General features: G+C 39.3%; 25 protein-coding genes and 1 pseudogene. 5 read left to right on the top strand and 21 right to left on the bottom strand.

What is annotated here, in order from left to right; all coding sequences use genetic code 11:
- Window positions 1-3 precede the first annotated feature (3 nt).
- The 3 genes from IEE86_RS01315 to IEE86_RS01305 all read right to left on the bottom strand — a co-directional run bounded on the left by IEE86_RS01315 (window position 4) and on the right by IEE86_RS01305 (window position 1931).
- Entirely contained in the window at window positions 4-855 is an 852-nt protein-coding gene (locus IEE86_RS01315; protein ID WP_191095586.1) for an SDR family oxidoreductase, read from the bottom strand.
- A 140-nt stretch (window positions 856-995) separates the two neighbouring features.
- Window positions 996-1409, bottom strand: coding sequence for an Rrf2 family transcriptional regulator (locus IEE86_RS01310; protein ID WP_191095585.1), 414 nt, complete (start codon window positions 1407-1409; stop codon window positions 996-998).
- 48 nt (window positions 1410-1457) lie between these two features.
- Window positions 1458-1931, bottom strand: a complete 474-nt coding sequence (locus tag IEE86_RS01305; protein WP_191095584.1) for a VOC family protein — start codon at window positions 1929-1931, stop codon at window positions 1458-1460.
- A gap of 161 nt (window positions 1932-2092) precedes the next feature.
- On the opposite strand from IEE86_RS01305, the gene IEE86_RS01300 reads away from it, so the two are divergent.
- Window positions 2093-2536 carry a DUF2188 domain-containing protein gene (locus tag IEE86_RS01300; protein WP_191095583.1) on the top strand — a complete coding sequence of 148 codons (444 nt, stop codon included), beginning with the start codon at window positions 2093-2095 and terminating at the stop codon, window positions 2534-2536.
- 22 nt (window positions 2537-2558) lie between these two features.
- On the opposite strand, the gene ku is transcribed toward IEE86_RS01300, so the two are convergent.
- The gene (gene ku / locus IEE86_RS01295; RefSeq protein WP_191095582.1) at window positions 2559-3407 is read right to left on the bottom strand and encodes a non-homologous end joining protein Ku; all 849 of its coding nucleotides are present in this window, start codon (window positions 3405-3407) and stop codon (window positions 2559-2561) included.
- 115 nt (window positions 3408-3522) lie between these two features.
- Here ku and IEE86_RS01290 point away from each other — a divergent pair, with 115 nt between their 5' ends.
- Both IEE86_RS01290 and IEE86_RS01285 read left to right on the top strand, forming a co-directional pair.
- Window positions 3523-5391, top strand: a complete 1869-nt coding sequence (locus tag IEE86_RS01290) for a DNA ligase D (RefSeq protein WP_191095581.1) — start codon at window positions 3523-3525, stop codon at window positions 5389-5391.
- A 34-nt stretch (window positions 5392-5425) separates the two neighbouring features.
- Window positions 5426-6121 carry a YoaK family protein gene (locus IEE86_RS01285; protein WP_191095580.1) on the top strand — a complete coding sequence of 232 codons (696 nt, stop codon included), beginning with the start codon at window positions 5426-5428 and terminating at the stop codon, window positions 6119-6121.
- A gap of 40 nt (window positions 6122-6161) precedes the next feature.
- On the opposite strand, the gene IEE86_RS01280 is transcribed toward IEE86_RS01285, so the two are convergent.
- Together IEE86_RS01280 and IEE86_RS01275 are read right to left on the bottom strand one after the other, a co-directional pair.
- The gene (locus IEE86_RS01280; RefSeq protein ID WP_191095579.1) at window positions 6162-6383 is read right to left on the bottom strand and encodes a hypothetical protein; all 222 of its coding nucleotides are present in this window, start codon (window positions 6381-6383) and stop codon (window positions 6162-6164) included.
- 459 nt (window positions 6384-6842) lie between these two features.
- Window positions 6843-7955: a response regulator aspartate phosphatase gene (locus tag IEE86_RS01275; RefSeq protein ID WP_191095578.1), complete on the bottom strand. Its 1113-nt coding sequence runs from the start codon at window positions 7953-7955 to the stop codon at window positions 6843-6845.
- A gap of 494 nt (window positions 7956-8449) precedes the next feature.
- Between IEE86_RS01275 and IEE86_RS01270 the strand changes: the two genes are divergently transcribed.
- Window positions 8450-8821, top strand: a complete 372-nt coding sequence (locus IEE86_RS01270) for an iron chaperone (protein ID WP_191095577.1) — start codon at window positions 8450-8452, stop codon at window positions 8819-8821.
- A 52-nt stretch (window positions 8822-8873) separates the two neighbouring features.
- Here the strand turns inward: IEE86_RS01270 and IEE86_RS01265 are convergent, their stop codons facing one another.
- Together IEE86_RS01265 and IEE86_RS01260 are read right to left on the bottom strand one after the other, a co-directional pair.
- Window positions 8874-9455, bottom strand: a complete 582-nt coding sequence (locus IEE86_RS01265; protein ID WP_191095576.1) for an undecaprenyl-diphosphatase — start codon at window positions 9453-9455, stop codon at window positions 8874-8876.
- Between the two features lie 142 nt (window positions 9456-9597).
- Window positions 9598-10140, bottom strand: a complete 543-nt coding sequence (locus tag IEE86_RS01260; protein ID WP_191095575.1) for a GNAT family N-acetyltransferase — start codon at window positions 10138-10140, stop codon at window positions 9598-9600.
- Window positions 10141-10342: 202 nt separating this feature from the next.
- Between IEE86_RS01260 and IEE86_RS01255 the strand changes: the two genes are divergently transcribed.
- The gene (locus IEE86_RS01255; RefSeq protein WP_191095574.1) at window positions 10343-10765 is read left to right on the top strand and encodes a macro domain-containing protein; all 423 of its coding nucleotides are present in this window, start codon (window positions 10343-10345) and stop codon (window positions 10763-10765) included.
- A gap of 65 nt (window positions 10766-10830) precedes the next feature.
- Here IEE86_RS01255 and IEE86_RS01250 read toward each other — a convergent pair whose 3' ends face one another.
- The 13 genes and pseudogenes from IEE86_RS01250 to IEE86_RS01195 all read right to left on the bottom strand — a co-directional run bounded on the left by IEE86_RS01250 (window position 10831) and on the right by IEE86_RS01195 (window position 21262).
- Window positions 10831-11307 carry a TIGR01741 family protein gene (locus IEE86_RS01250; protein WP_191095573.1) on the bottom strand — a complete coding sequence of 159 codons (477 nt, stop codon included), beginning with the start codon at window positions 11305-11307 and terminating at the stop codon, window positions 10831-10833.
- A gap of 3 nt (window positions 11308-11310) precedes the next feature.
- Window positions 11311-11481: a DNA/RNA non-specific endonuclease gene (locus tag IEE86_RS19265; RefSeq protein WP_263479560.1), complete on the bottom strand. Its 171-nt coding sequence runs from the start codon at window positions 11479-11481 to the stop codon at window positions 11311-11313.
- 38 nt (window positions 11482-11519) lie between these two features.
- Window positions 11520-11834 (bottom strand): hypothetical protein, encoded by a 315-nt coding sequence (locus IEE86_RS19260; RefSeq protein WP_224740724.1) that lies wholly within the window; start codon window positions 11832-11834, stop codon window positions 11520-11522.
- A 293-nt stretch (window positions 11835-12127) separates the two neighbouring features.
- Window positions 12128-12589, bottom strand: a complete 462-nt coding sequence (locus IEE86_RS01240) for an SMI1/KNR4 family protein (protein WP_318010246.1) — start codon at window positions 12587-12589, stop codon at window positions 12128-12130.
- Between the two features lie 204 nt (window positions 12590-12793).
- On the bottom strand, window positions 12794-13276 hold the full coding sequence (locus tag IEE86_RS01230; protein WP_191095572.1) for a TIGR01741 family protein: 483 nt from the start codon (window positions 13274-13276) through the stop codon (window positions 12794-12796).
- A gap of 6 nt (window positions 13277-13282) precedes the next feature.
- A pseudogene (locus IEE86_RS01225) lies at window positions 13283-13684 on the bottom strand (DNA/RNA non-specific endonuclease); the annotation flags it as partial.
- Between the two features lie 324 nt (window positions 13685-14008).
- A complete protein-coding gene (locus tag IEE86_RS01220) occupies window positions 14009-14383 on the bottom strand; it encodes an immunity 22 family protein (RefSeq protein ID WP_191095571.1) in 375 nt (124 codons plus the stop codon).
- Between the two features lie 12 nt (window positions 14384-14395).
- A complete protein-coding gene (locus IEE86_RS01215; protein ID WP_224740723.1) occupies window positions 14396-16273 on the bottom strand; it encodes a ribonuclease YeeF family protein in 1878 nt (625 codons plus the stop codon).
- A 126-nt stretch (window positions 16274-16399) separates the two neighbouring features.
- Window positions 16400-16534 carry a hypothetical protein gene (locus IEE86_RS19510; RefSeq protein ID WP_263479559.1) on the bottom strand — a complete coding sequence of 45 codons (135 nt, stop codon included), beginning with the start codon at window positions 16532-16534 and terminating at the stop codon, window positions 16400-16402.
- 2 nt (window positions 16535-16536) lie between these two features.
- The gene (locus tag IEE86_RS01210) at window positions 16537-17628 is read right to left on the bottom strand and encodes a Rap family tetratricopeptide repeat protein (protein ID WP_191095570.1); all 1092 of its coding nucleotides are present in this window, start codon (window positions 17626-17628) and stop codon (window positions 16537-16539) included.
- 457 nt (window positions 17629-18085) lie between these two features.
- Window positions 18086-19420 carry a type I glutamate--ammonia ligase gene (gene glnA / locus IEE86_RS01205; protein WP_007499421.1) on the bottom strand — a complete coding sequence of 445 codons (1335 nt, stop codon included), beginning with the start codon at window positions 19418-19420 and terminating at the stop codon, window positions 18086-18088.
- 60 nt (window positions 19421-19480) lie between these two features.
- Window positions 19481-19891 (bottom strand): MerR family transcriptional regulator, encoded by a 411-nt coding sequence (locus IEE86_RS01200; protein ID WP_191095569.1) that lies wholly within the window; start codon window positions 19889-19891, stop codon window positions 19481-19483.
- Between the two features lie 90 nt (window positions 19892-19981).
- Window positions 19982-21262: a methionine gamma-lyase family protein gene (locus IEE86_RS01195; protein ID WP_191095568.1), complete on the bottom strand. Its 1281-nt coding sequence runs from the start codon at window positions 21260-21262 to the stop codon at window positions 19982-19984.
- Window positions 21263-21273 lie beyond the last annotated feature (11 nt).

Genomic DNA, 21273 nt, shown 5'->3' with positions numbered 1-21273 from the left:
TATTTATATTGAAATCAATTCTTGAATTCTTTCTTCAATAGGTGTTAATGGCCGGCCTAATAATGTTTCAAAATCATGGCTTTCAACGGCTAAGGCACCATTGCGAATGCCGCTTTGAATGGCTTTGACAAATGGTACAGCTTCTTGTGGTACACCATTTGAGGCTAAAAATTCTCCAAATGTGTCGACATCGATTTGCTCTATTTTAATCTCTTTTCCGCTCACCTCACTGACAATTTGTGCAAGTTCAGTGTGTGTACGTAGCGGGCCTGACAGTTCATATATTTCCTTGTCATGTGCCGGAAGTGTTAACGCATTTGCTGCCGCTTCTGCGTAATCATTTCTTGTCGCCCAGCCAACCTTTCCTTCGCCAATAGGGCTTAAAAATGGTGCTCCGCTGACGGACGACAGAATCGTGTCTTTTTCGTTTTCTACGTACCAATTGTTTCTTAAAAATACATGAGGAATGCCAGAGGACAAAATGGCTTCTTCTGTTTTTGCATGGTCATGTGCAAGAACAAGCTGACTCTCTCTTGCATTGACAACACTTGTATAAGCAATAAATGACACATTCGCTGCTTTTGCCGCTTGGATGGCAGCCGTATGCTGCTGCACGCGGTCTCCATCCGCAGTTGAAATGATCAAAAGACGGTCAATGCCTTGAAACGCTGATGCAAGAGTGTCTGGCTGAGTAAAATCTCCATGACGTACATCCACCCCAGCTTCCTTCAAATGTGTTGCTTTTTGCACGTCTCGAACACTGACTGCAATTTGTTCAGCTGGTACCTTTGTGAGCAAATGCTTGACGACGAGTGATCCAAGCTGTCCTGTTGCACCTGTTACTAATAATTTCATTTGTTTGACCTCCTCATTTTGTGATTCGACGGTGATGTTTGTTGGATGGAACAGCTTCCGGTATACATCAGTTCTTTTGTTATAATCATACTGATTACAACAATGGTGTAAAAAAGCTCAGGGTGCTGCCTGAGCTTCTTCTATTCTGCCTCTGTCAATAATTGCTTGATGGTCACTTGTTTGAGATGATTCTCAAGAGCAGTCTGTGCTTCTTTTAGTTCATTGCGCAGTTTTGTATCCATCGCCTGACCAATCGGGCAGGCGATGACTGGCTCGTGGAAGTTAAATAACTCTTCATCCGCGCTTACATCTACAGCTCGGTACACATCAAGCAGTGTAATGTCCTCTGCCGGTCTTTTTAAATATGCACCGCCTACTCCGCGGCGGATCTCAATGAGACCCGCCCGTTTGAGCATTGCCATCATTTTTCGAACAATGGCTGGGTTTGAATTGACACTCTCTGCAATAAAATCACCAGTACATTCTTTTGGAACACCTGCAATAAATGACAAAATATGAACAGCAATCGAATACCTGCTGCTAATTTGTTTCACAATCCTTCACCACCGTTGTAATCAATATAGTTACAATTAGGGGGTTTGTCAATCAATAAACGGATTTTTCTTTCTATCCCAATCTTCATATGTCGTCATATCGTAGTCTCCTGCTGAATCAAGCTCTAGCGGTGCTATGCATTCAAGCAGATTGCCATCTGGGTCAAGAAAGTATATAGCAGCATGAAATTGCGGTGGATTATCAAGAACTAAAGGCTGCTGCTCTTCCGAAAAGCCAAACATCGGATGAATGCTGATCCCTTTTTCTATCAGCCAGGCTTTGATTTGTTCGATGCTGGACGTAGTAATTTGAAAGGCAACGTGCCGAGTCGATGGATGGTATGGAAAGGCGTTTATATCTACTTTCCACAGGCCAATCCAGCTCTTTCCTTTCTCAATCCATAAAAAAGCAACTCGTTCATTTTCATGAGCAAGTGTCAATTCCAATTTTTCATAAAACGCAATAGATGCCTTCAAGTCACTCACAGGTAAATGTGCTTCATACAGACCTTTCATCATCATCAAAATCCCTCCTTTTCTATCTTCTATTCTGCGGGAATTGATGAGATGCTGCCTCAGCAAAACGATGTATTTTACTCCCCGTCATTCGTTTGAGAGGACTTGTATGTTTGATCGATTGCAGATCGGGGAAGGTGTTCAAATAAAAGAAAGGAGCGTTTCAAATGCCTTGGACGATGAACGATTATCCAGCTCCATTTCAATCGTTAGACAAAGTCATTCAAAAAAAAGCACTTGAGATTGCCAACAAAATGGTGCAGGAAGGCTATGAAGAAGGTAGAGCGATTCCAATTGCGATCAATCAAGCGAAAGAATGGAAAAAGAATGCCATTGAGAAAGAAATAGAGGATTTTCACTCTCATGGCTCTGTGACTCCTTCTAAGAAAAGCAGCTCTGCACGACCTGAGCTCATGGACCATGCGCAGCATGTTGTCAAACATGGAGACGGCTGGGCGGTTCAAGCTGAAAAAGCGAAACGCGCAAGCGAGGTCAAAGAAACGAAACAGGAAGCTATTGACCGTGCGAAAGAGATTTCATCTAATAAAGGAACGTCCGTGGTCATCCACCGAAAAGACGGGACGATTCAGGACGTGATAAAGCCGAAATAAGGCCGCCCGTAAGCGGTCTTATTTATGCATTCTGTTCTTTTTTCGCTGGTGCTTTTCTCTTTTTAGGCGCTGCTTTTTTTGCTTTGGCTGGTTTTGATCGGTCGATCGAAGCCTGAAGAGCTGCCATTAAATCCGTCACATTGGATGACGGATCTTTTTTGCCTGTCGTTTCTGGCTGAACCGTATGTTCTCCAGATATTTTATCCCCTATTAAATTCATTAGTTGCTGTCTGTATTCATCCTGATAGGCGGCTGGGTCGAATGTTGTGGTCAGCTGTTCGATTAAAAGGAGCGCTGTATCTAACTCTTTCTTGACAATGTTTTCCTCTTGCGGAATATTCGGTACATCTGATACTTGTCTAATTTCGTCAGGGAAATGAATGGTTTCCATCAGCAAAATATGTTCATAGCATCTGACAATCGCTAATTGCTCCTTTGAGCGGATCATAATCTTGGCAACACCTATTTTCCCCGATTCCTCAAGTGCTTTTCTGAGTAGTGAATAAGCCTTAGCACCGCCCGTATCTGGTGATAAAAAATAACTTTTTTCATAATAAATCGGATCAATTTCTTCTATCTTCACAAAATCAATGATTTCGACGGCTTTTTCTTCATTTTCTTTTCGCAATTTCTCTAACTCTTCGTCGTCCAATTCAATAAATTTATTTTTCGCATATTCATACGCTTTCACGATTTGTTCTGGCGCTACCTCTTCCCCGCAATTGGCACAAACCTTTTTGTAATTAATGGGGGTATGGCATTCTTTATGCAGCTGTCGTAATTTAATATCTTTGTTCTCTGTAGCGGTAAACAGCTTGATTGGAATATTGACCAATCCAAAGCTAATGCCGCCTTTCCAAACTGTATGCATCGCGTCGCCTCCGTTCTTTTCTCCTTACTATGTAATGTTTTCATCAGACTTATGTATGTGAATGAAAATTTCATCCCACTCTAAGAACACATGATATGAGGGAGTGAGATGCACAATGAAACCTATGCGATTAACGTCTGCACATGATATTCCTGCCGGTGCAGACTGGCTGTATGAATTAAAATATGATGGCTTTCGGGCCATTCTTTTGTGGGAGGAAGATGACGAGATTCATTTAGAGAGCAGAGCCGGAAAACGGCTAAACGAACAATTTCCAGAGGTGATTGACCAGTGTGTTGAATTAAAGGACCGGATGGCTCCTTTTTTACCGCTGACGCTTGACGGAGAATTGGTCTTTTTACTGAGTGAACAGCAAAGCGATTTTACGAGGGTTCAGCAAAGAGGCAGGCTGAAAAACAAAGATGCTATACAGCAACAGGCCAAGCGGTTTCCATGTCATTTGATTGCGTTTGATCTATTAAGATGCAAAGGGAAATCCCTTGTTGATTTACCGCTGATGGAAAGAAAAACCCGGTTACAAAAAGTGTTCCAAGAGGCGAAGCTCCCGTCATCTGTTCAGCTAGAGTACCCCTCCCTTCTTCAAATCATTCGTACAGATCCACGCCCTGAGTATATAAAAGAGCTGATGACGACGTATTTAGCGGAAGGACTAGTTGCGAAAAAAAAGACGAGTAAATGGCAGGACAATACCCGTTCAAAAGAATGGCTAAAAATCAAAAATTGGCGGTATGTCTCTGTCATTGTGACCCGTTTTGATAAAGAAAATGGCTATTTTCAGGGCTGCATTTATCAAGATAAGGTTCTTATCGAGGTTGTCCAATTCAAGCATGGTTTTTCTCAAGAAGAAGAACAAACACTCCGTCAGCTATTTCAAACACAAGGCGATCTCATAGGAGCATCTGAATATGAAATTCCACCATCTATTGTTGCAAATATTGCTTGTATATCCTTTGATGGGTCAGCGTTAAGAGAGCCACGTTTTTCTTCTTTTTTACTAGATGCAGATCCGGCAGCGTGTACATTTCAGCAAATGCTCAAACAGCTGTATCCGCTCCCTGCCATCATTGAGGTCACTCACCCTGAAAAACCAATTGTGCCAGCCCTTCATCTGAACAAGGCAGATTACTTACTTTATTTAAGACGAGCGGCTCCCTATTTATTGCCCTTTTTACGCGAAAGGCGTCTTACTTTAATTCGCTTCCCTCATGGCACTGGAGGCGAATTCTTTTATCAAAAGTCAACACCTGATTATGCGCCAGATTTTGTTGTAACAGATCAAGTTGAAGATATTCCTTACACGGTCTGTAATGATCCTAACACATTACTTTGGCTCGGTAACCAGCTGGCGATGGAATTTCATATCCCTTTTGAAACAAGGGATACCGATCGACCAGCGGAAATTGTCTTCGATTTAGACCCGCCATCTGTCAAAGAATTTCACCTGGCCATAGAAGCTGCAAAACGCATCAAAGCGCTTTTAGATGGACTCTCTCTCACGGCTTTTATCAAAACAAGCGGTGGAAAAGGACTTCAAGTGTATATTCCATTAAAGAAAAACGCCTTCACTTACGGGGAAACGAGACAATTCACAGCATTTATCTGTCAATTTTTATGTGAACAAGCACCTGAACTTTTTACTCTGGAACGTCTAAAGAAAAAACGTGGAAATCGTCTGTATTTAGACTACCTTCAGCATGATGCTGGAAAAACAATCATCGCCCCCTATTCCCCAAGAGGAAACGAGCTTGGACTCGTTGCGACACCACTTGAATGGGACGAATTGAATCGCACTGAACTTCATCCTTCTCTGTTTACCATGCCGGCTGTCATTGAACGGCTAAAGGAAAAAGGCGATCCGTTTCGCCGCATGAGGCACCATGTGAATGAGGAGGCTTTTAGACAAGTCTTGCATCAGCTTCAAGACATTTTACCAGCTCATAAGATGGACATTCGCGGCCATTAAGCGTTACACTTATTCATTAGAGAGTATGAAAGGGATGACCATTTTGACCGCACATTCATTTCGAAACATAGCACTAACCTTCTTATGTCTTTCCGCAGGAATTGTGGATGTGATTGGCTATTTGAGCCTAGGACATGTGTTTACAGCAAATATGACGGGTAATATTGTGCTACTTGGCATTGCAGCAGGAAGTTCATTGCAGCTAACCGCCCTGCATTCCATTACCGCACTGAGTGGATTCGTTTTAGGGGTATTACTTGCTGCTGTGATGGGCGGGAAGCATGAAAAGACATTTTGGCCAAAAGCTGTTACACGCATCTTTATCATAGAAGTGATGATTTTGCTTCTATTTGCTCTTATGACCATTTTTCCTGATACGCAGGGTGCTTATTTTATGCTGATTATCCTTTTAAGTATGGCCATGGGCATGCAGACGACGGCCGCGCGCAAATTAAATGTCGCTGGCATTTCCACAACTGTTCTAACGAGTACACTTGCTAACCTATTTGAAGACTTGGCTCAGCGCTTATCAAATCGAGAAAAAAGAAAAGCCCCTATTCAGCATGTGAGCTTGTTGCGAATCGGTTCTATTGTCTTTTACTGCCTAGGTGCTGCTTTAGCTGCGTACACGGATGCTTACGATCCGTTTATCATCATTTGGCTACCTATCTGCATCCTAGGGGTCATTGTGATCACGGCTACATTTAAAAACTTTCACCAATTGAAATAGCCAATCTCTAGGTGGCTATTTCAATCACTGTGATGAAACACTAATAACTTCTTACATAAAAACCAGGTGGACGCCCCATAATGAACGTGGAGCCATATGGAGAATATCCAGAAAATGTCCCGAATCCGCCATAACCAGGGTAACCTCCTAAGCCAGAGTACACACCAGGGCTCACATAATACCCGCCAAAGCCGATATGAGGGCCTACTGCTCCTCCGCTAAAACCGCCTCCGTGAAAGCCTCCATAAACCCGTGGGTCCATACAATCACCTACCTTCTAGATACACTTCATCTCATCATATGCATGACAAATGGAGCGGTGTTCACGCTTTTTCTTTCAATTCTATGTACAATAGACCAATTTGTTAAAATTTGAATGAAAAGTCCTGCAAAAAATTAAATTAAGCAAAGAAAGGTGACCTTTTTAACTTGTTGCTTTGCCCTATGTTTATTTAGAATAATAGGGCAGGTAACAAATTTGCACACCCCCTTTGTTGCGAATTCTTCTTATTAAACGTTCTTGTAGCGTTTAATAAGAAGAGCCTATTTAAATAAAAAACCCTTGCTGACGATCATCATCAACAAGGGCAAGATATAGATTGGTCATTAACCACCAATGATTTTTTCTGCTACTTCGAAAGAACCCGCAACGTTTTGAGTCAGAACAGACGCAGCGATCGCTAAACCCACAACGAATAAAACTTTTAATCCTGTTTTCATCTTAAATCAACCCCTTTCTTTTCATATGTAAATCCGCTTCCAAACTTTTGTTCAAGTAAAAAACAGATTGCTCATAAAATGCTTGCCTTTCACAATATTTTGCCGCAAAATGTGAAAGCTCCTTCACTTCATGATATTCATTCTTTTCTTCTAACTTTCTTAATTTCTCATCAATTTGCTGAAATCTTTGTGGTGCATTCGTTAAGTAAAGATCATGTACGATACCTATTTTGAGCTGAAACACTTCATGAGAAGCATCTTTCATTCTGGCATATGCAGCCTCTATATATTGGCTTGCACGCTGCTTTTCACCAATCACACAGAGTTCCCGGCTGATCAGATACGTAGAATGGAAAAAGAAATCCGAATCATAATACTCTTGATGGGACAGCGCTTTTTCAAGATGACGTATTGATTCCTTCGGTTTGTTCCAAAATGAATATAAAATGGCCACATTGTGGTGATGCTGAGCCAGCATAAAGTCATCCTGCTCGCTTGTCAAAACCTCTTCCGCCAGACGATAATTCTCAAGCGCCTCTTCGTACCGGCCGATCTCTGTGAGATTAGCAGCAATAAGAGAGTATGAAAGTGCTGTTCTTCTTTCATAATGCTTGTGACGTTTATAGACGTGGAGAGCTCTGCGTATATAGCTTAATGAGAGCATAATATGACTAAGACGATAGTAAAGCCATGCCACCTTAAAATCAAAATCAGCACGTTCTATTTCACTTGGAATTTTATCTAAGAGCTTTTCAGCACTTTGATACATTTGCAATGCAACCTCATAATTCCCTTGGTGCTGCTCATACACACCCTCATAAAAATCAAAATAATAGGCGAGGCGATTCGACAGATCCTCATCTTTTTTCCCAGAATGACCTTCTATACTTTTCGTTGGTACATTGCCCTTTTGTCCTCTTAAATTGTACATGAGAATGTGATGCCTCTTCTCAAGAAGAGAATAGTACATGAGGATTTCAGCATCGTCAATTTCCTCTACTGCTTGTTTCGCTTTTGCAAATAACCGCTCTGCCTCATCTGCATGATCTTTTTTGATTTCCATGTTCCAGTCATTTAATAGTGATGCCAATTCCGCAACAGGAACTTTGCTCATTCTACACCCCCAATCACCTTCAGCTACATGACATGATTTCACTAAATATGGAACTTCTATTAGCAATTGCTAATTAGTCCATTTGACATCATTTTAATATGAATCACTTGAATCTTCAATAACCGTTTCATTTGAACATGCGTTTATTTCTTCTAGACAATGATGTTTCTTTACTAGGAAGGACGAGTATCGGAAGAAATGTAAAATTCGTGAGCACCGGCACGCAGGAATGAAACCGAATGCAAGGGTCTGTGTACACGCTTTTACGCATCAACAGGTTCATCCCTTTCCCACTTCCATGCTGGAAACAAATCTGGACTTTTATTATAGTCCTTTGACTATTTTGTGAGATTTGTCTAAAAGATCAACGGCACCAATGATGAGCGTAGCTTTCCATTTATGAAGTTTCTTTATATAATATGGTCAAGAACTTCAGTGCTTTACTATCTCTAGGAACAGCGCATGAGGTCGATGGAAATGGAGGATAAAACATCATGCATGTGTTTGAAGAATATGTAAGCAATATTGGTAACCCAGAGCTAAAGCAGCGCACGCAAGACATCTTACAATGGATTGAAGACACATTCCCTCAATTAGAGCCAAGAATTGCATGGAATCAACCCATGTTCATAGATCATGGCACATTTATTATTGGGTTTAGCGTCGCAAAACATCACATTTCTGTCGCGCCAGAAGGAAAAGGAATTGATCGCTTTTCAGCTGACATTGTACAAGCTGGTTATGATCATGGAAAAAAGATGTTTCGCATGAAAGAAAGCTTGCCCATTGATTATCCTCTTCTAAAAAAAATCATCGAATTTAACATCGAAGACAAAGCGGATTGTTCAACGTTTTGGAGAAAATGAAGAGTACCCCGATCTGAGCCAATAACAGATCGGGGTATTTTGCTGCAACATGTTATTTTGTTCTCTTCCCTACCAATTTTTGTTCAAACCATTCATAACATGACAAGATGATGTCAACGCTCCTTTGAAATATCGGCAAACCTACAACAGCGACCGCTGTTAAACATGCTATGACAGCACCTGCTAAGACATCAAATGGATAATGAACACCTACCCAAATCCTTGAAAAACCAACCGAGCACGCAATGATCAGCCAATAAATATGGCGTTTGTGAAACAGCCAAAAGATCAGGCAAATCGAAAAAATAAAGATGGTATGATCACTTGGAAACGAGTTATTCACTTCCTTTTGAATCAAAAGATTGACGCGGCTCATTTCTGCAAAGGGCTGCTGATTAACATAAAAGACCCCTGCGATTTTCCCAAGTATCTCTGCCAATATGAAAGTAAGTCCGGCAGATACGACCATCGCCCTATTATACCTGCTGCGATTTTGAAACCATATGAACAAACACATGAGTGCCGCTAACAGCACTGTATATTCAGCTAATCCAATGAATATCGGATTCAAGTGACCATGATCGATACTGAGCTGATTCACCCACCTAAATAAATCTTCATTAAATCCCCGCAACTCATTTCATCCCTTTTTACTTGATTTATGACAAGGATAATTGAAATGAGATGTCTGCCTCCATCGATCGAACGAACAAAACATGGAATCATATGACATGTTTGTCACTTTTCTGTCACTTGAACCTCATGTACTAACTTGTCTAACGAGCGTGATGTTGCTCCCATTCCTTTTTTAGCAAAGCATATTGATACGTGTTTTCATATTTAGGTGTGCCGTCTTCATGGTTCGTAAATGAAATAAACTCAAGAAAAAGGCCTTCTTTCCGCATGCCTAATCGCTCACATAATGCCTGTGAACGGACATTATCATCCTCTACATAGGCATAAAGCCGCCTTGCTCCCTTTTCAACGAATAAATAAGACAAGAATGCTTCAGCACTTTCACGTGCATATCCCTTCCCTTCATATGCCGCATTGAAATTCCACCCGATTGAATACGTATCAGGCTCCTCTTTTAGATGAAACAACTCACCAATAACTTGCCCACTTTCTTTTAAACAAACCGCTACATAAGAGTGATCTTCTTTTCTCTTTTGCACCTTAGCGGCCGCTTCCTCTAATGTAGAGATTCGATCATCGAGAAAACAATTGACTCTTGGATGAGCCAAGTACTCAAGCATTCCTGCCGCATCTTCATCGCAAAACGGTCTAAGAATTAACCGATTCGTTTCTAATAGATTCATATGTTACCCCTCACTGTTTCTGCTTGATTTCGCGTTTGTAGCCTCTCCATATTCTAGATGACATGTATCCACTTTGACAATCAGATCATGTTGAAGTGTCTTCAATTAAACGCATCAAAAGCATTTTGGCTCTTAAATCACATGATCACAACTGTTATAATAGAACATAAGTTTCTATTTTATCAAAAAGGGGTTACATCATATGCTCAAAACGGTGGATGGCAACATTTTAGAGGCAAGCGAAGACATCATCTGTCACCAGGTGAACTGTAAAGGGGTCATGGGAGCTGGACTAGCCAAACAGATCAAAAGCAAATATCCGAATGTGTTCAAAGATTATAAACAGCTATGTACAGAACAAGGAGATAACTTGTTAAGCTCCGTTCAACTCATCACAACAAAAGACGGAAGAACAAGAATGCAAACTGACTACGATGCTTTACGCAGCTGCTTTCAACACCTAAAGGATACAGTGACACATTCACCTGAAGAGAAAAACCAAACGTCCATCGCCATTCCATACGGGATCGGTTGCGGATTGGCTGGCGGCGATTGGACGATTGTTGAAGAGATGATTGAAGAGGTACTGGGTGATTGTAAGGTGACGGTTTATCGGTTTAGATAAAGGGAATGAGGTTTATATGAAACATATATGACAAATCCCCTCCTTAATTCGGAGGGGATTGCGCGTTAGTTATCGTCTTTATTTTTTAAATAATTTAATACGGCTTCTTTATCTTCCTCATCTTCGGGTAAAAATCCGAACGTTTCATATTCCCAAACTGCTATTCTTTGATCACCATCAATGCCTAATGAATAAATATCTTCGTACCCATACTCAATCGAGAATTTCCCTGGTTGCTCCATTTTTAAAATTGCTGTCGACCAATCTCCAAATCCACTTTTTACATATTCCTTTTTTAAGTTTTCAAAAAAATGGAGAAGTTTTAATAATAACTCTTTATAAATAGAGTTGCTAACACTATACTTTTCAGGAATATTATGACCATATATCAATTCTTCATTGCCTGGGTTGCAGAAATAAAAATTCACTTCTGACGAATCATCCACGATTTCTGCATACATCCAAACTTTATCCCATTCTACAGGAATCATTTCATTTATTATTTCTGCTATTTCTTTATAGTTTTCTTCTATTTTTTCCATACTTCAACCTCCTGGCTTATTTTTAATAGTTCTAAATCTCTTTTGGTCTCCGATTTTATATTCTACAAGAAACTCTGCAGGTCTTAATGAATCATTCATATAGACAGGTTCAATTTTAACCTCTACATGCTTTGGAGGGTCAGCCATTAATGCTTTTTTCCACTTCTGCTCCATCTCATACCATTTCCCACCACTACGATTAATCTGTGAATTCATCGGAAGACGGTTGGCGGTGATTTTGGTGCTGGTAATCGTCTGCCTGTCTTAGAGATTCCGTATCCTGAATTGTTGTCTAGACGCTTTGCCATAGAGAGGAGTTTATTTTTGAGATTTTCTCCGTCAAACACGTTATACGGAAGCTTTGTGCCGCCCGCCATTTGAAACTTTGGTGAGTATGGCAATAGATTCGGAATAGAGACTCTGTCTAATGATTTTGCTCCTTGTTCAAGGCCTTTCTTCACCGTTGTTTTGTCCGCTGTTGTCCCCGTTTTTGTAATGGCACCTGCCCCTTTAGAACCAAAGGCCATTTCTGCTAGAGAACCAGTCGCATAGGCGAACCAGTGTGATCGAGAATATGCATCACCATAATAAAAAGCCTTCCCTTTGATGACATAGATTTCAGCAAAATATATCTATATAAAGCAAAGTTTGGTGAGTGCGAATATATTAATTTCAATGATATCAACGAAGAAGATATTCATTGTTCCCTAATAAAACTTGCTGAATACTTCGTGGGTAAAAGTTCTATAGCTAATACAAACTAAAACACCCATTAAGAGTGTTTTTTTAAAAAAATAAAAAGGATGCACTTTAGCACCCTTTAAACTTGAAAGTTATTCAGATTAGAATGAATTTCCATATAGATAGAAGAAATGTCATCATCATCATCTTCTACAATAAATAACCCTTCAATAAATTCAGTAAAAGTATTAGCAATCAGGAATAGGTCTTGTTCGCCATCTCCTAGTTCATGATCCCAGAAATATATTTTCCCTTGATTTATTTCACTAACATCTAAACAAATTAGGTCTCCGCCATCTACATCTGCGATTTCTGGCAATTGCTCTTTATATGTTTTTATGGCTTCTCGTATATCATAATCATTCTGCTCTAACCCATAAAACAATTCGACTGGCACTGATTCACCAACTAACCACACTGGTTTTTCTCTTAGATAGGTATATACATTGTCCTCAATCCAACATTCCCCGTATTCATTAATAAAACTTTTATAATCAGAAGAAAATTCGTTTAATGAATCATTTGTTTTGGTTGATCTAATATCGATAGTGTATTGATCAAATTTGTCTTTAATTCGTTTAAAACTAATTTTAATAACCTCCTCTTAAATCTGATGCAGCACCAATATGCGGTACATTTTTATGTAAGTCAGTCGGAACAAGCTGTATCTTCTTAGCCTACTTTTTCTAGAACCAATTCGTATCTAATACAAAAACCCTCCAAATTTAAAGAGGGGGGTAATGTGTTAGTTATTGTTGTTTTCTTTATTTTTTATATAATTTAATACAATTTCTTTGTTTTTTTCATTTTCAGGTAAAATTCCAAAAGTTTCGTATTCCCAAACTTCTATTCTCTGAATGCCATAAAGCCCTATATTGAGAATGTCTTCATAACCATACTCAATTGAAAACTTCCCTGACTTCTCAAGTTGAAGGGTAGCTGTTGTCCAAGCTCCCAAATCATTTTTTATATATTCATTTTTCAATTCTTCAAAGGCTTCACAGAGTTCAACTAATAAATGATCATAAACGGAGTCACTTACTTTATATCGTTCGGGAATATCGTCTCCATAGACACGTTCTTCACTATTAGGTTCAGTGAAGTAAAAAGTAATTCCAGCTGAATCATCTAGTATTTCTGCATACATCCAAACTTTATCCCAATCACACGGGATCATTTTATCAGTTGATTCTGCTATTTTTTTATAGTATTGATCTAATTCTTCCATTGAGTTTTAACCTCCATGTTGATTTTTAATAGTTTCACGTTTGGCACGTTCTCCAATTTTATATCGCACTACGAACCTTTCAGGTCTTAATGAATCATCTTTATAAATAGGTCGAATACTAACCTCTACTTGTTGAGGCGGAACCTCTTTCAAGGCTGCCAACCATTCCTGCTCCATGTTATACCATTTCCCGCCACTTCGATTAATCTGTGAATTCATCGGAAGTAGGTTATCAATATCGCCTGATCCTTTAAAAATAGACGCAATCAAGTGCCCACCATCATCATCTAACAATCGATCTGGCTTGCCTGAATTGGATTGGGCATATTGGTTTCTTTTGACCTCTCCGTATTTTAAATCACTTGCTTCGACTTTGACAATACGTCCGTAGTGATCGGTTGTAAAAGTTGAGAAAAATTTAAAAGGCAGGGAAAAAGGGAAGGTAAAATATCCGGGAATAAAAATGGTAATATATGACGATTTTTAAGAAATTCATTAAATAGGGCATACAATTTAAAGGTGTTGTACGTACTAAAAATTTTGTTAAAACATCAGATTGGGATTGCAAAGATTATCTCTATTCAGTAAGTAGTAAATAGTTTATTTCGTGACGAGGTATCTCTTCAACAAAAAAACCTTGAAAGGCACTTTGCCAATCAAGGTTTCACATAAATTACATTATATCAATCTCTTTGCCTGTAGTCTTGCTAATCAGAACCTTTAAGGGTTCTCTTATTTATAATTTGTAGTAGCAATAAAATCAAAAGCACCAGTTGAACTAATTTCATTGTTATATTCAAAATTATATATTAAAATTACTGCGTTATATGATTTCTTTAGGTTTATACTTTTCTGGATTTTTGGGATGACAATCTCTTCATACGAACACCCATCTAATAATGATGAAATATCACTACTACTATTCTTATAGACTGCTTTTTCTATTGTATCCTCATCTGTTTCATCCATATCAATATTAAAATCAATGAAAAATTTGGAAGGTACAGACTCGCCATCCTCATCATACTTTAAATCTACATACTCTTCTATAGAGTCCCCTTCTTTAATAGTACCTAGCCAAATAGAAACCCATCCTTGTTTTTCCATTATAATATCCTCCTACTTTAATTTAAGACCTTCCGGTAAAGATGAAACCCCACCCTCTAGTCTATAATTAGCCCAATTATTAAGTCGTCTTACAAATGTATCATAGTCGCTAGAAGTATCTATTATTGCTAACAATTCATTATGTGCCTTAGTTGAGCCTAATCCACCATGGACACCGTTTGGATTGACGAATTTAACATCAGATATTGCTGTTCGTAAATCTTTAATCTCTTCCGCACTAATATTCCAATGCTTAAATTGCGGCGCTCTTGAAACTAAGTGCCACTCATGTAAACCTCCAGGTTCTCTAAGCTGACGTTCAATTTTCTTTCTAATTCTTTTATCTTTCCAAAGTTCGTCTAGTTCTTTACTTGTAAGGGAATTGAAAAATTTATTAAAGTTCCCACTTTTTGCAGTTGGTATATCATCGACAGTTAATTTGGTTATATCATTAGCATTGTCTATACCCTTATATCCTTTATTAGATAAGGTCAAATGACCTCCATTACCTTCTGAATTGTCTAGTCGCTTCGCCATGGAGAGAAGCTTATTTTTGATATTCTCACCATCAAACACATTATAAGGCAGTTTCCCTCCACCTGCTAGTTGAAACTTTGGTGAATATGGCAATAGATTCGGAATAGAGACTCTGTCTAATGATTTTGCTCCTTGTTCAAGGCCTTTCTTCACCGTTGTTTTGGCCGCTGTTGTCCCCGTTTTTGTAATGGCACCTGCCCCTTTAGAACCAAAGACGATTTCTGCTAGAGAACCAGTCGCATAGGCGAACCAGTGTGACCGTGAATACGCATCACCAGCTATGACTTCTTTTTCGAATGAGTCTGAAATCGCTTTTCCTATTGCTTTCGATGTTTCAATTGGATGAGAAACAGCCGTTACGACAGATTCAACGGCACCACCAGGGTCTGTTACAAGATCGTAGATGCCCACTACTGTATCTTTGGCCACATCATATAGACCCACTGCTGCACCTTTTACGCTATCAACGAATACCTCTGATGCTTCTTCCTGCGCTTTGATTTGGAGCAGCTGGCTATAATACATTTTTTGATTGTAAGAAAGATTTTCATATCCAATTTCGTCTACAATCTCAAAGTATTTCTCAACTGATATACAAGAAGGATCATTGAGCTTTTCTTTCAATTCTTTGATTCTTCGTTTTTCTTTTTCTTCTTTTTTCACCTTTAAGTAAGCTTTCACCTGTGCATCAATTTTATCATGATTCTTGTAGACATCTGTTTCATGAAATGCTTTTGCATCGTAATACATTGGTTGCGCATTTTTCCCTTTTCCTGTAGCAGCCATCATTTTTGTATAAAAGGTTGCAAGATGTTTCTCAATCGCTTCTGATTTTTCGTATTCAGTTTTTAGGGCATGATCTAATTTATGTACAGCATCAATTGCCTCTTTTCTTTTTTTGTTCGCATCATCTAAATGTTCATTGACCTCTTTACTTGAAAATACATTCAGTTCTATGAGATCACTGATGTCATCAAAAATAGTGGATAGAGCTTCTTTTTGTTCCTTGACCATATCTTTATTATTCTGAATCCCTTGTTTCAGTTGAGCGTCTAAGAAATGCTCATCAATAAATGTACTCCCGCCTAACGATTCATCATCAAGCTTTCCTTTTACCCCATCTAAAAAAGCTTTTTGCATATCAATAAAATCAAGATAAGTGTCCGTGTAAAGCGCAAGATCCTCATAAAAGGCTTTGATATTGTCTGCACCTTTTCCAGTAAATTCATCACCTAACCCTGACACACTTTTTAATGCTTTTTTCACATGCTGCATTTCGTCTCGAAGCTCCTGATAGACTTTTGACCTTTGTTCGACAGCTGATAGTAAAGATGGAGCATCTAATATTTTCATATAAAAAAGACTCCTTTTATGGAATATTCTTTTACTAGAATACCATAAGGAGTCTGACACTTTAATCCACTTTATCGTTTTTTAACCAATTATCTTCCGTAGTGGTGGATTAAAACTCTATCCCTTTTATGATCCTGCACCTCTTGAGGAAAGTAACACTACCTCATTTTTAGCATCTGCCTGAGTTTGTTGTACTACAGGCATTCCTAGAATTGTACCTATTAGCAAAGCAGTAGTAATCATCATCATTATTTTTTTCATGATCATATGACCTCCTTTCCTATAAGCGTACAAGATTTCAAAGCCAATTCCAAGAAGTAGTTACTTTCTTCATAAAGATTTAACTTTTTATATATGGAGGCTACATCAGGAGCTAAAGCCTCTATATCAACATATGCTTTTCTTTCTTCCAAAAGACATAGCCCTTTCTTGATGTCCTCATAGCTTTCCCGTGGTGTTGTATAACATTTCTCAAGGATATTGAATTTCAAAATAAAGTTTGTGTTTTGCTGTTCTTTAGAGAAGCTTTTCCCCTCAGCAACCCAACTTATTGCCTGATCCAACTGATCTGATTTGTAGCTTGATCTTGCAAATTCATACGCACATTGTAAGTATGAAACAGGAGCTGACTGCTTTAGATTATCTGCGGAAATTGCTTTGTTGAAATATTCAATTGCTTCTATATGGTGATCATCCTGAATTTTGAGAAATCCCAAATCATAATAAGCCAACGCTAACAATCTCTTATCATTCTTTTCAATCAGTCTATCCACACAATCCAAAAGCATTCGTTCAGCTTTGTCTAGTCTACCGTCATCAATCAAATTCAGTGCCAATAACATATTACAGTTTATGGTCTGTATGCTGTAGCCTTCATGACCTTTGTAGATGTCCTTTGCTGTTTGTAGATGATGATGAGAAAGGAGCGTGACCTTATTGAAATAGTAGAGTGTGCCAATTTTATAATGGAACTCAGCCTTTTCAATTTCATCATGTACCTTGTCCAATTGTCTCTCAGCTACTCTGAATAGAACTAGAGCTTCTGAATAGTTATTCTTTGCACTCTCATACATACCTTTGAAAAGATAAAAATAAAACCTTAACATGTCATCTGTTTTGACTCTTTCACTTTCTGTTATTGTTGGTTGCCCCACTAAATCTTCCATCAGTACCTTAAATCTGTAATCAAGAATATTGAAATAGAGTAACACATCTTGATCTTCTTCCATTTCGCCTAACATTTCTTGAATCTCATCCCTCAACTCTACTGCTTGTGAAACTTCCCTCTTTTTAATATGTAGATACCATTTGTTGAGAGTGTTTGCTACATCTACAGAAGAAATCAAATTCGACATCCCATTACCCCCTTGCTATCATTTCCCTTGTATAATTTTAGCATGGTATTTACAACATATGTAAAGTCAAGGTGTTCATTTTAAAAGTTTTCGGTATCCGGCAAAATGCAAACATACTTATCTATAAAAGGTATGTTTTATGTAGAGTGCATTAAAATAAAAGAGGAACGACATAGCAATAGAAAATTAAACTTAGGTATCCTGTAACACAAGAAGTAACAGAGTTTTCTAAAGGATATAATACAAAGAAGAAGCGCAATTTGCCGCTTCAAAACATGAAGAATTGCTTAGAAGGGATATTACAGTTGGTGGCGTAGAAATTAATTTTAAAACATTTTCTTTAGAAACACTAATTCTCTTTTTGAACATAGATTTACATCTCGTTTTCTTCTTTTGTGAATATAATTTGACCAAAATCAAAACCCCCTGAAGCCAATGGCCCCAAGGGGTTTCTTTATTAATACTGAGACATATACTGATCGCGTTCCCATGGGTGAACTTGGGTGCGGAACATATCCCATTCGATTTCTTTTGATTCGATAAAGTGCTCGAATAGGTGATCGCCTAGTGCGTTGATCATGACTTCGTTTGATTTTAGTAGCTCAAGTGCTTCTGCAAGTGTTGCAGGTAGGTCAGCGATGCCGTTTTCAAGACGCTCTTCTTTGTCCATGACATAGATGTTTCTATCGATTGGCGCTGGTGCGTCTAGTTTGTTTTTGATTCCGTCTAGACCTGCTGCAAGTAATACGCTAAGTGCAAGGTATGGGTTTGCAGATGGGTCTACGCTGCGCACTTCTACACGTGTGCTGATTCCGCGTGATGCAGGGATACGGATTAATGGGCTACGGTTTTGTGCACTCCATGCCACATAGCAAGGTGCTTCATAGCCAGGAACAAGACGCTTGTAAGAGTTCACCGTCGGGTTTGTGACCGCTGTGAAGCTTGTTGCGTGCTTGACGATACCTGCGATAAAGTGTCTAGCAGTCTCGCTTAATTGTAAATCTGCTTTTTCATCAAAGAATGCGTTTTTGCCATTTTTGAATAATGATAGGTTACAGTGCATACCAGATCCGTTTACACCGAACAATGGTTTTGGCATGAATGTCGCATGAAGACCATGCTTTCTCGCGATTGTTTTCACCACAAGCTTGAACGTTTGAATGTCATCACAAGAACGGATCGCGCCTGCATATTTGAAATCAATTTCATGCTGCCCTGGTGCTACTTCGTGGTGAGATGCTTCAATTTCAAAGCCCATTTCTTCAAGCTCAAGCACGATATCACGGCGGCAGTTCTCACCTAGGTCTGTTGGGGCAAGATCAAAGTATCCACCTTTATCGTTTAGTTCAAGCGTTGGCTCGCCTTTTTCATCTAATTTAAATAAGAAGAATTCTGGCTCAGGTCCTAGGTTGAAATCACTAAATCCTAGTTCTTCCATTTCCTTCAAGATACGCTTTAAGTTGTTACGAGGGTCACCATCAAATGGCGTCCCGTCTGGCTTATAAATGTCACAAATAAAGCGTGCAACTTTACCTTTTTCTGCTGTCCAAGGGAAAATAACAAATGTGTTTAGATCTGGGTATAGGTACATATCTGATTCTTCGATACGTACGAACCCTTCAATCGATGAACCATCAAACATACATTTGTTATCGAGAGCTTTTTCTAACTGGCTCACAGGAATCTCAACATTTTTAATCGTTCCGAGAATGTCTGTAAATTGCAGACGGATGTACTTTACGTTTTCCTCATTTACTAATTTTACGATATCTTCTCTTGTGTACTTTGCCATTTCGTAAAACTCCTCCCCTACAAAAGGTAAAATGTGTATAGCAATGCTTTTGCTAATCGGTTAACGGAAGAACCTTGACATATCCCCCTGCCTAAAGGTCGTTCCTTGTTGGAAACGTCCAGCCTGAATGAGTTCCTTCTTCAGTAGCTTCCTGAGTTCATCATCTGTCAAGTTGTGCTTGGCTGTGGTTTTCTCCTCGGTCTTTGTTGTAGACGCTGGATTCTCCGCCTCAGCTTTGGCAAAAAGTTTTTTGATTCCTGCCATGTTTACACCTTGTTCGATGAGGTTTTTAATTTCTAGTAATTTATCAACATCATGGAAAGAAAATAATCGGCGATTCCCATCACTTCTTGCTGGGAATATTAAACCATTTTCCTCATAATAGCGAATTTGCCTTGCAGATAATTCTGTTAGCTGCATGACAATCCCAATTGGGAATAAAGGCATTGAGCGGCGAATGTTATCACTCATCTCAACTGTCTCCTCCTCTTTGCTTAAATTTATTATATGTCATGTTATATTATGTGTCAACGAAATGTTAGGAATAATAACATGGATTTTTTATTGAGCAGGTACTTCAATAAAACCTTGTTCCAATAAGGCGTCGACAGCACTGCAAATCGCATTTTTCACATGGGCATAGGTGAGTCCGCCTTGAACGTAGGCTGTATAAGGCGGTCTGATCGGTCCATCGGCTGACAATTCGATACTAGCTCCTTGGACGAAGGTGCCCGCTGCCATAATGACATCATCCTCGTAACCCGGCATATAGCTTGCATGCGGTGTAACGTGGCTGTTGATCGGAGATGCATATTGAATAGCCTGGCAGAACGCAATCATTTTGTTAGGATCTCCAAATTCTACGGATTGTATCAAGTCCGTTCTTTTCGCATTCCACGCCGGATTTGTTTGGAACCCAAGCTTCTCAAGAAAACGAGCTGTAAACACTGCGCCCTTTAAGCTTTGCGCCACAACATGCGGTGCTAAGAAAAAACCTTGATACATTTCCTGGAGCGCATACAGCGATGCACCCGCTTCACTGCCGATGCCTGGAGATGTCATTCGATAAGAGCAAGCTTCTACCCATTTCTCTTTTCCAACGATATAGCCACCTGTTTTAGCAAGACCGCCACCTGGGTTTTTAATGAGAGAGCCCGCCATAAGGTCTGCTCCCACATGACATGGCTCTTGTAATTCAGTAAATTCACCATAACAGTTGTCAACAAACACAATGATTTCTTCATTAATCTCTTTCACAAATGAAATCATTTGCTCAATTTCTTCTATTGTAAAGGAGGGTCTTGACGCATAGCCCTTTGATCGCTGGATGCCGATGACTTTTGTTTTAGAGGAAATAGACTCTTTTACTTTGTCATAATCGACGGTCCCATCTTGACGCAAATCAATGGCTTTGTAGTCAATCTGGAAGTCTTTTAATGAGCCTGTCCCTTCTTTCCCGCGAATCCCAACAATTTCTTCTAGCGTATCGTATGGCTTCCCCGTCATGTAGATCAATTCATCGCCAGGTCTCAGCACACCAAATAAGGCAATAGAAATCGCGTGTGTTCCGGAAATGATTTGCGGGCGCACAAGGCCGCTTTCTCCTCCGAAGACATCCGCATAAATCTTTTCTAACGTGTCTCTTCCCATATCATCATAGCCATATCCAGTGGTTGGATGAAAGTGAGAGTCGCTCACTCGATGCTTTCGATAGCTTTCAAGCACCCGCCACTCATTTTGTTCGCTTTTTTGGTCAATTTGTTGATGCATGCGTAAGATTTCTTGTTCTGTTTCTGCTGCTACTTTTTCTAAAATGGTGCCATGTTTTAACGTGTGAAACATCTTTATTAAAT

Source organism: Bacillus crepusculi, assembly GCF_014764715.1.
Taxonomy (GTDB): domain Bacteria; phylum Bacillota; class Bacilli; order Bacillales; family Bacillaceae; genus Bacillus.
This window is presented reverse-complemented; position numbering and strand designations above follow the sequence as displayed.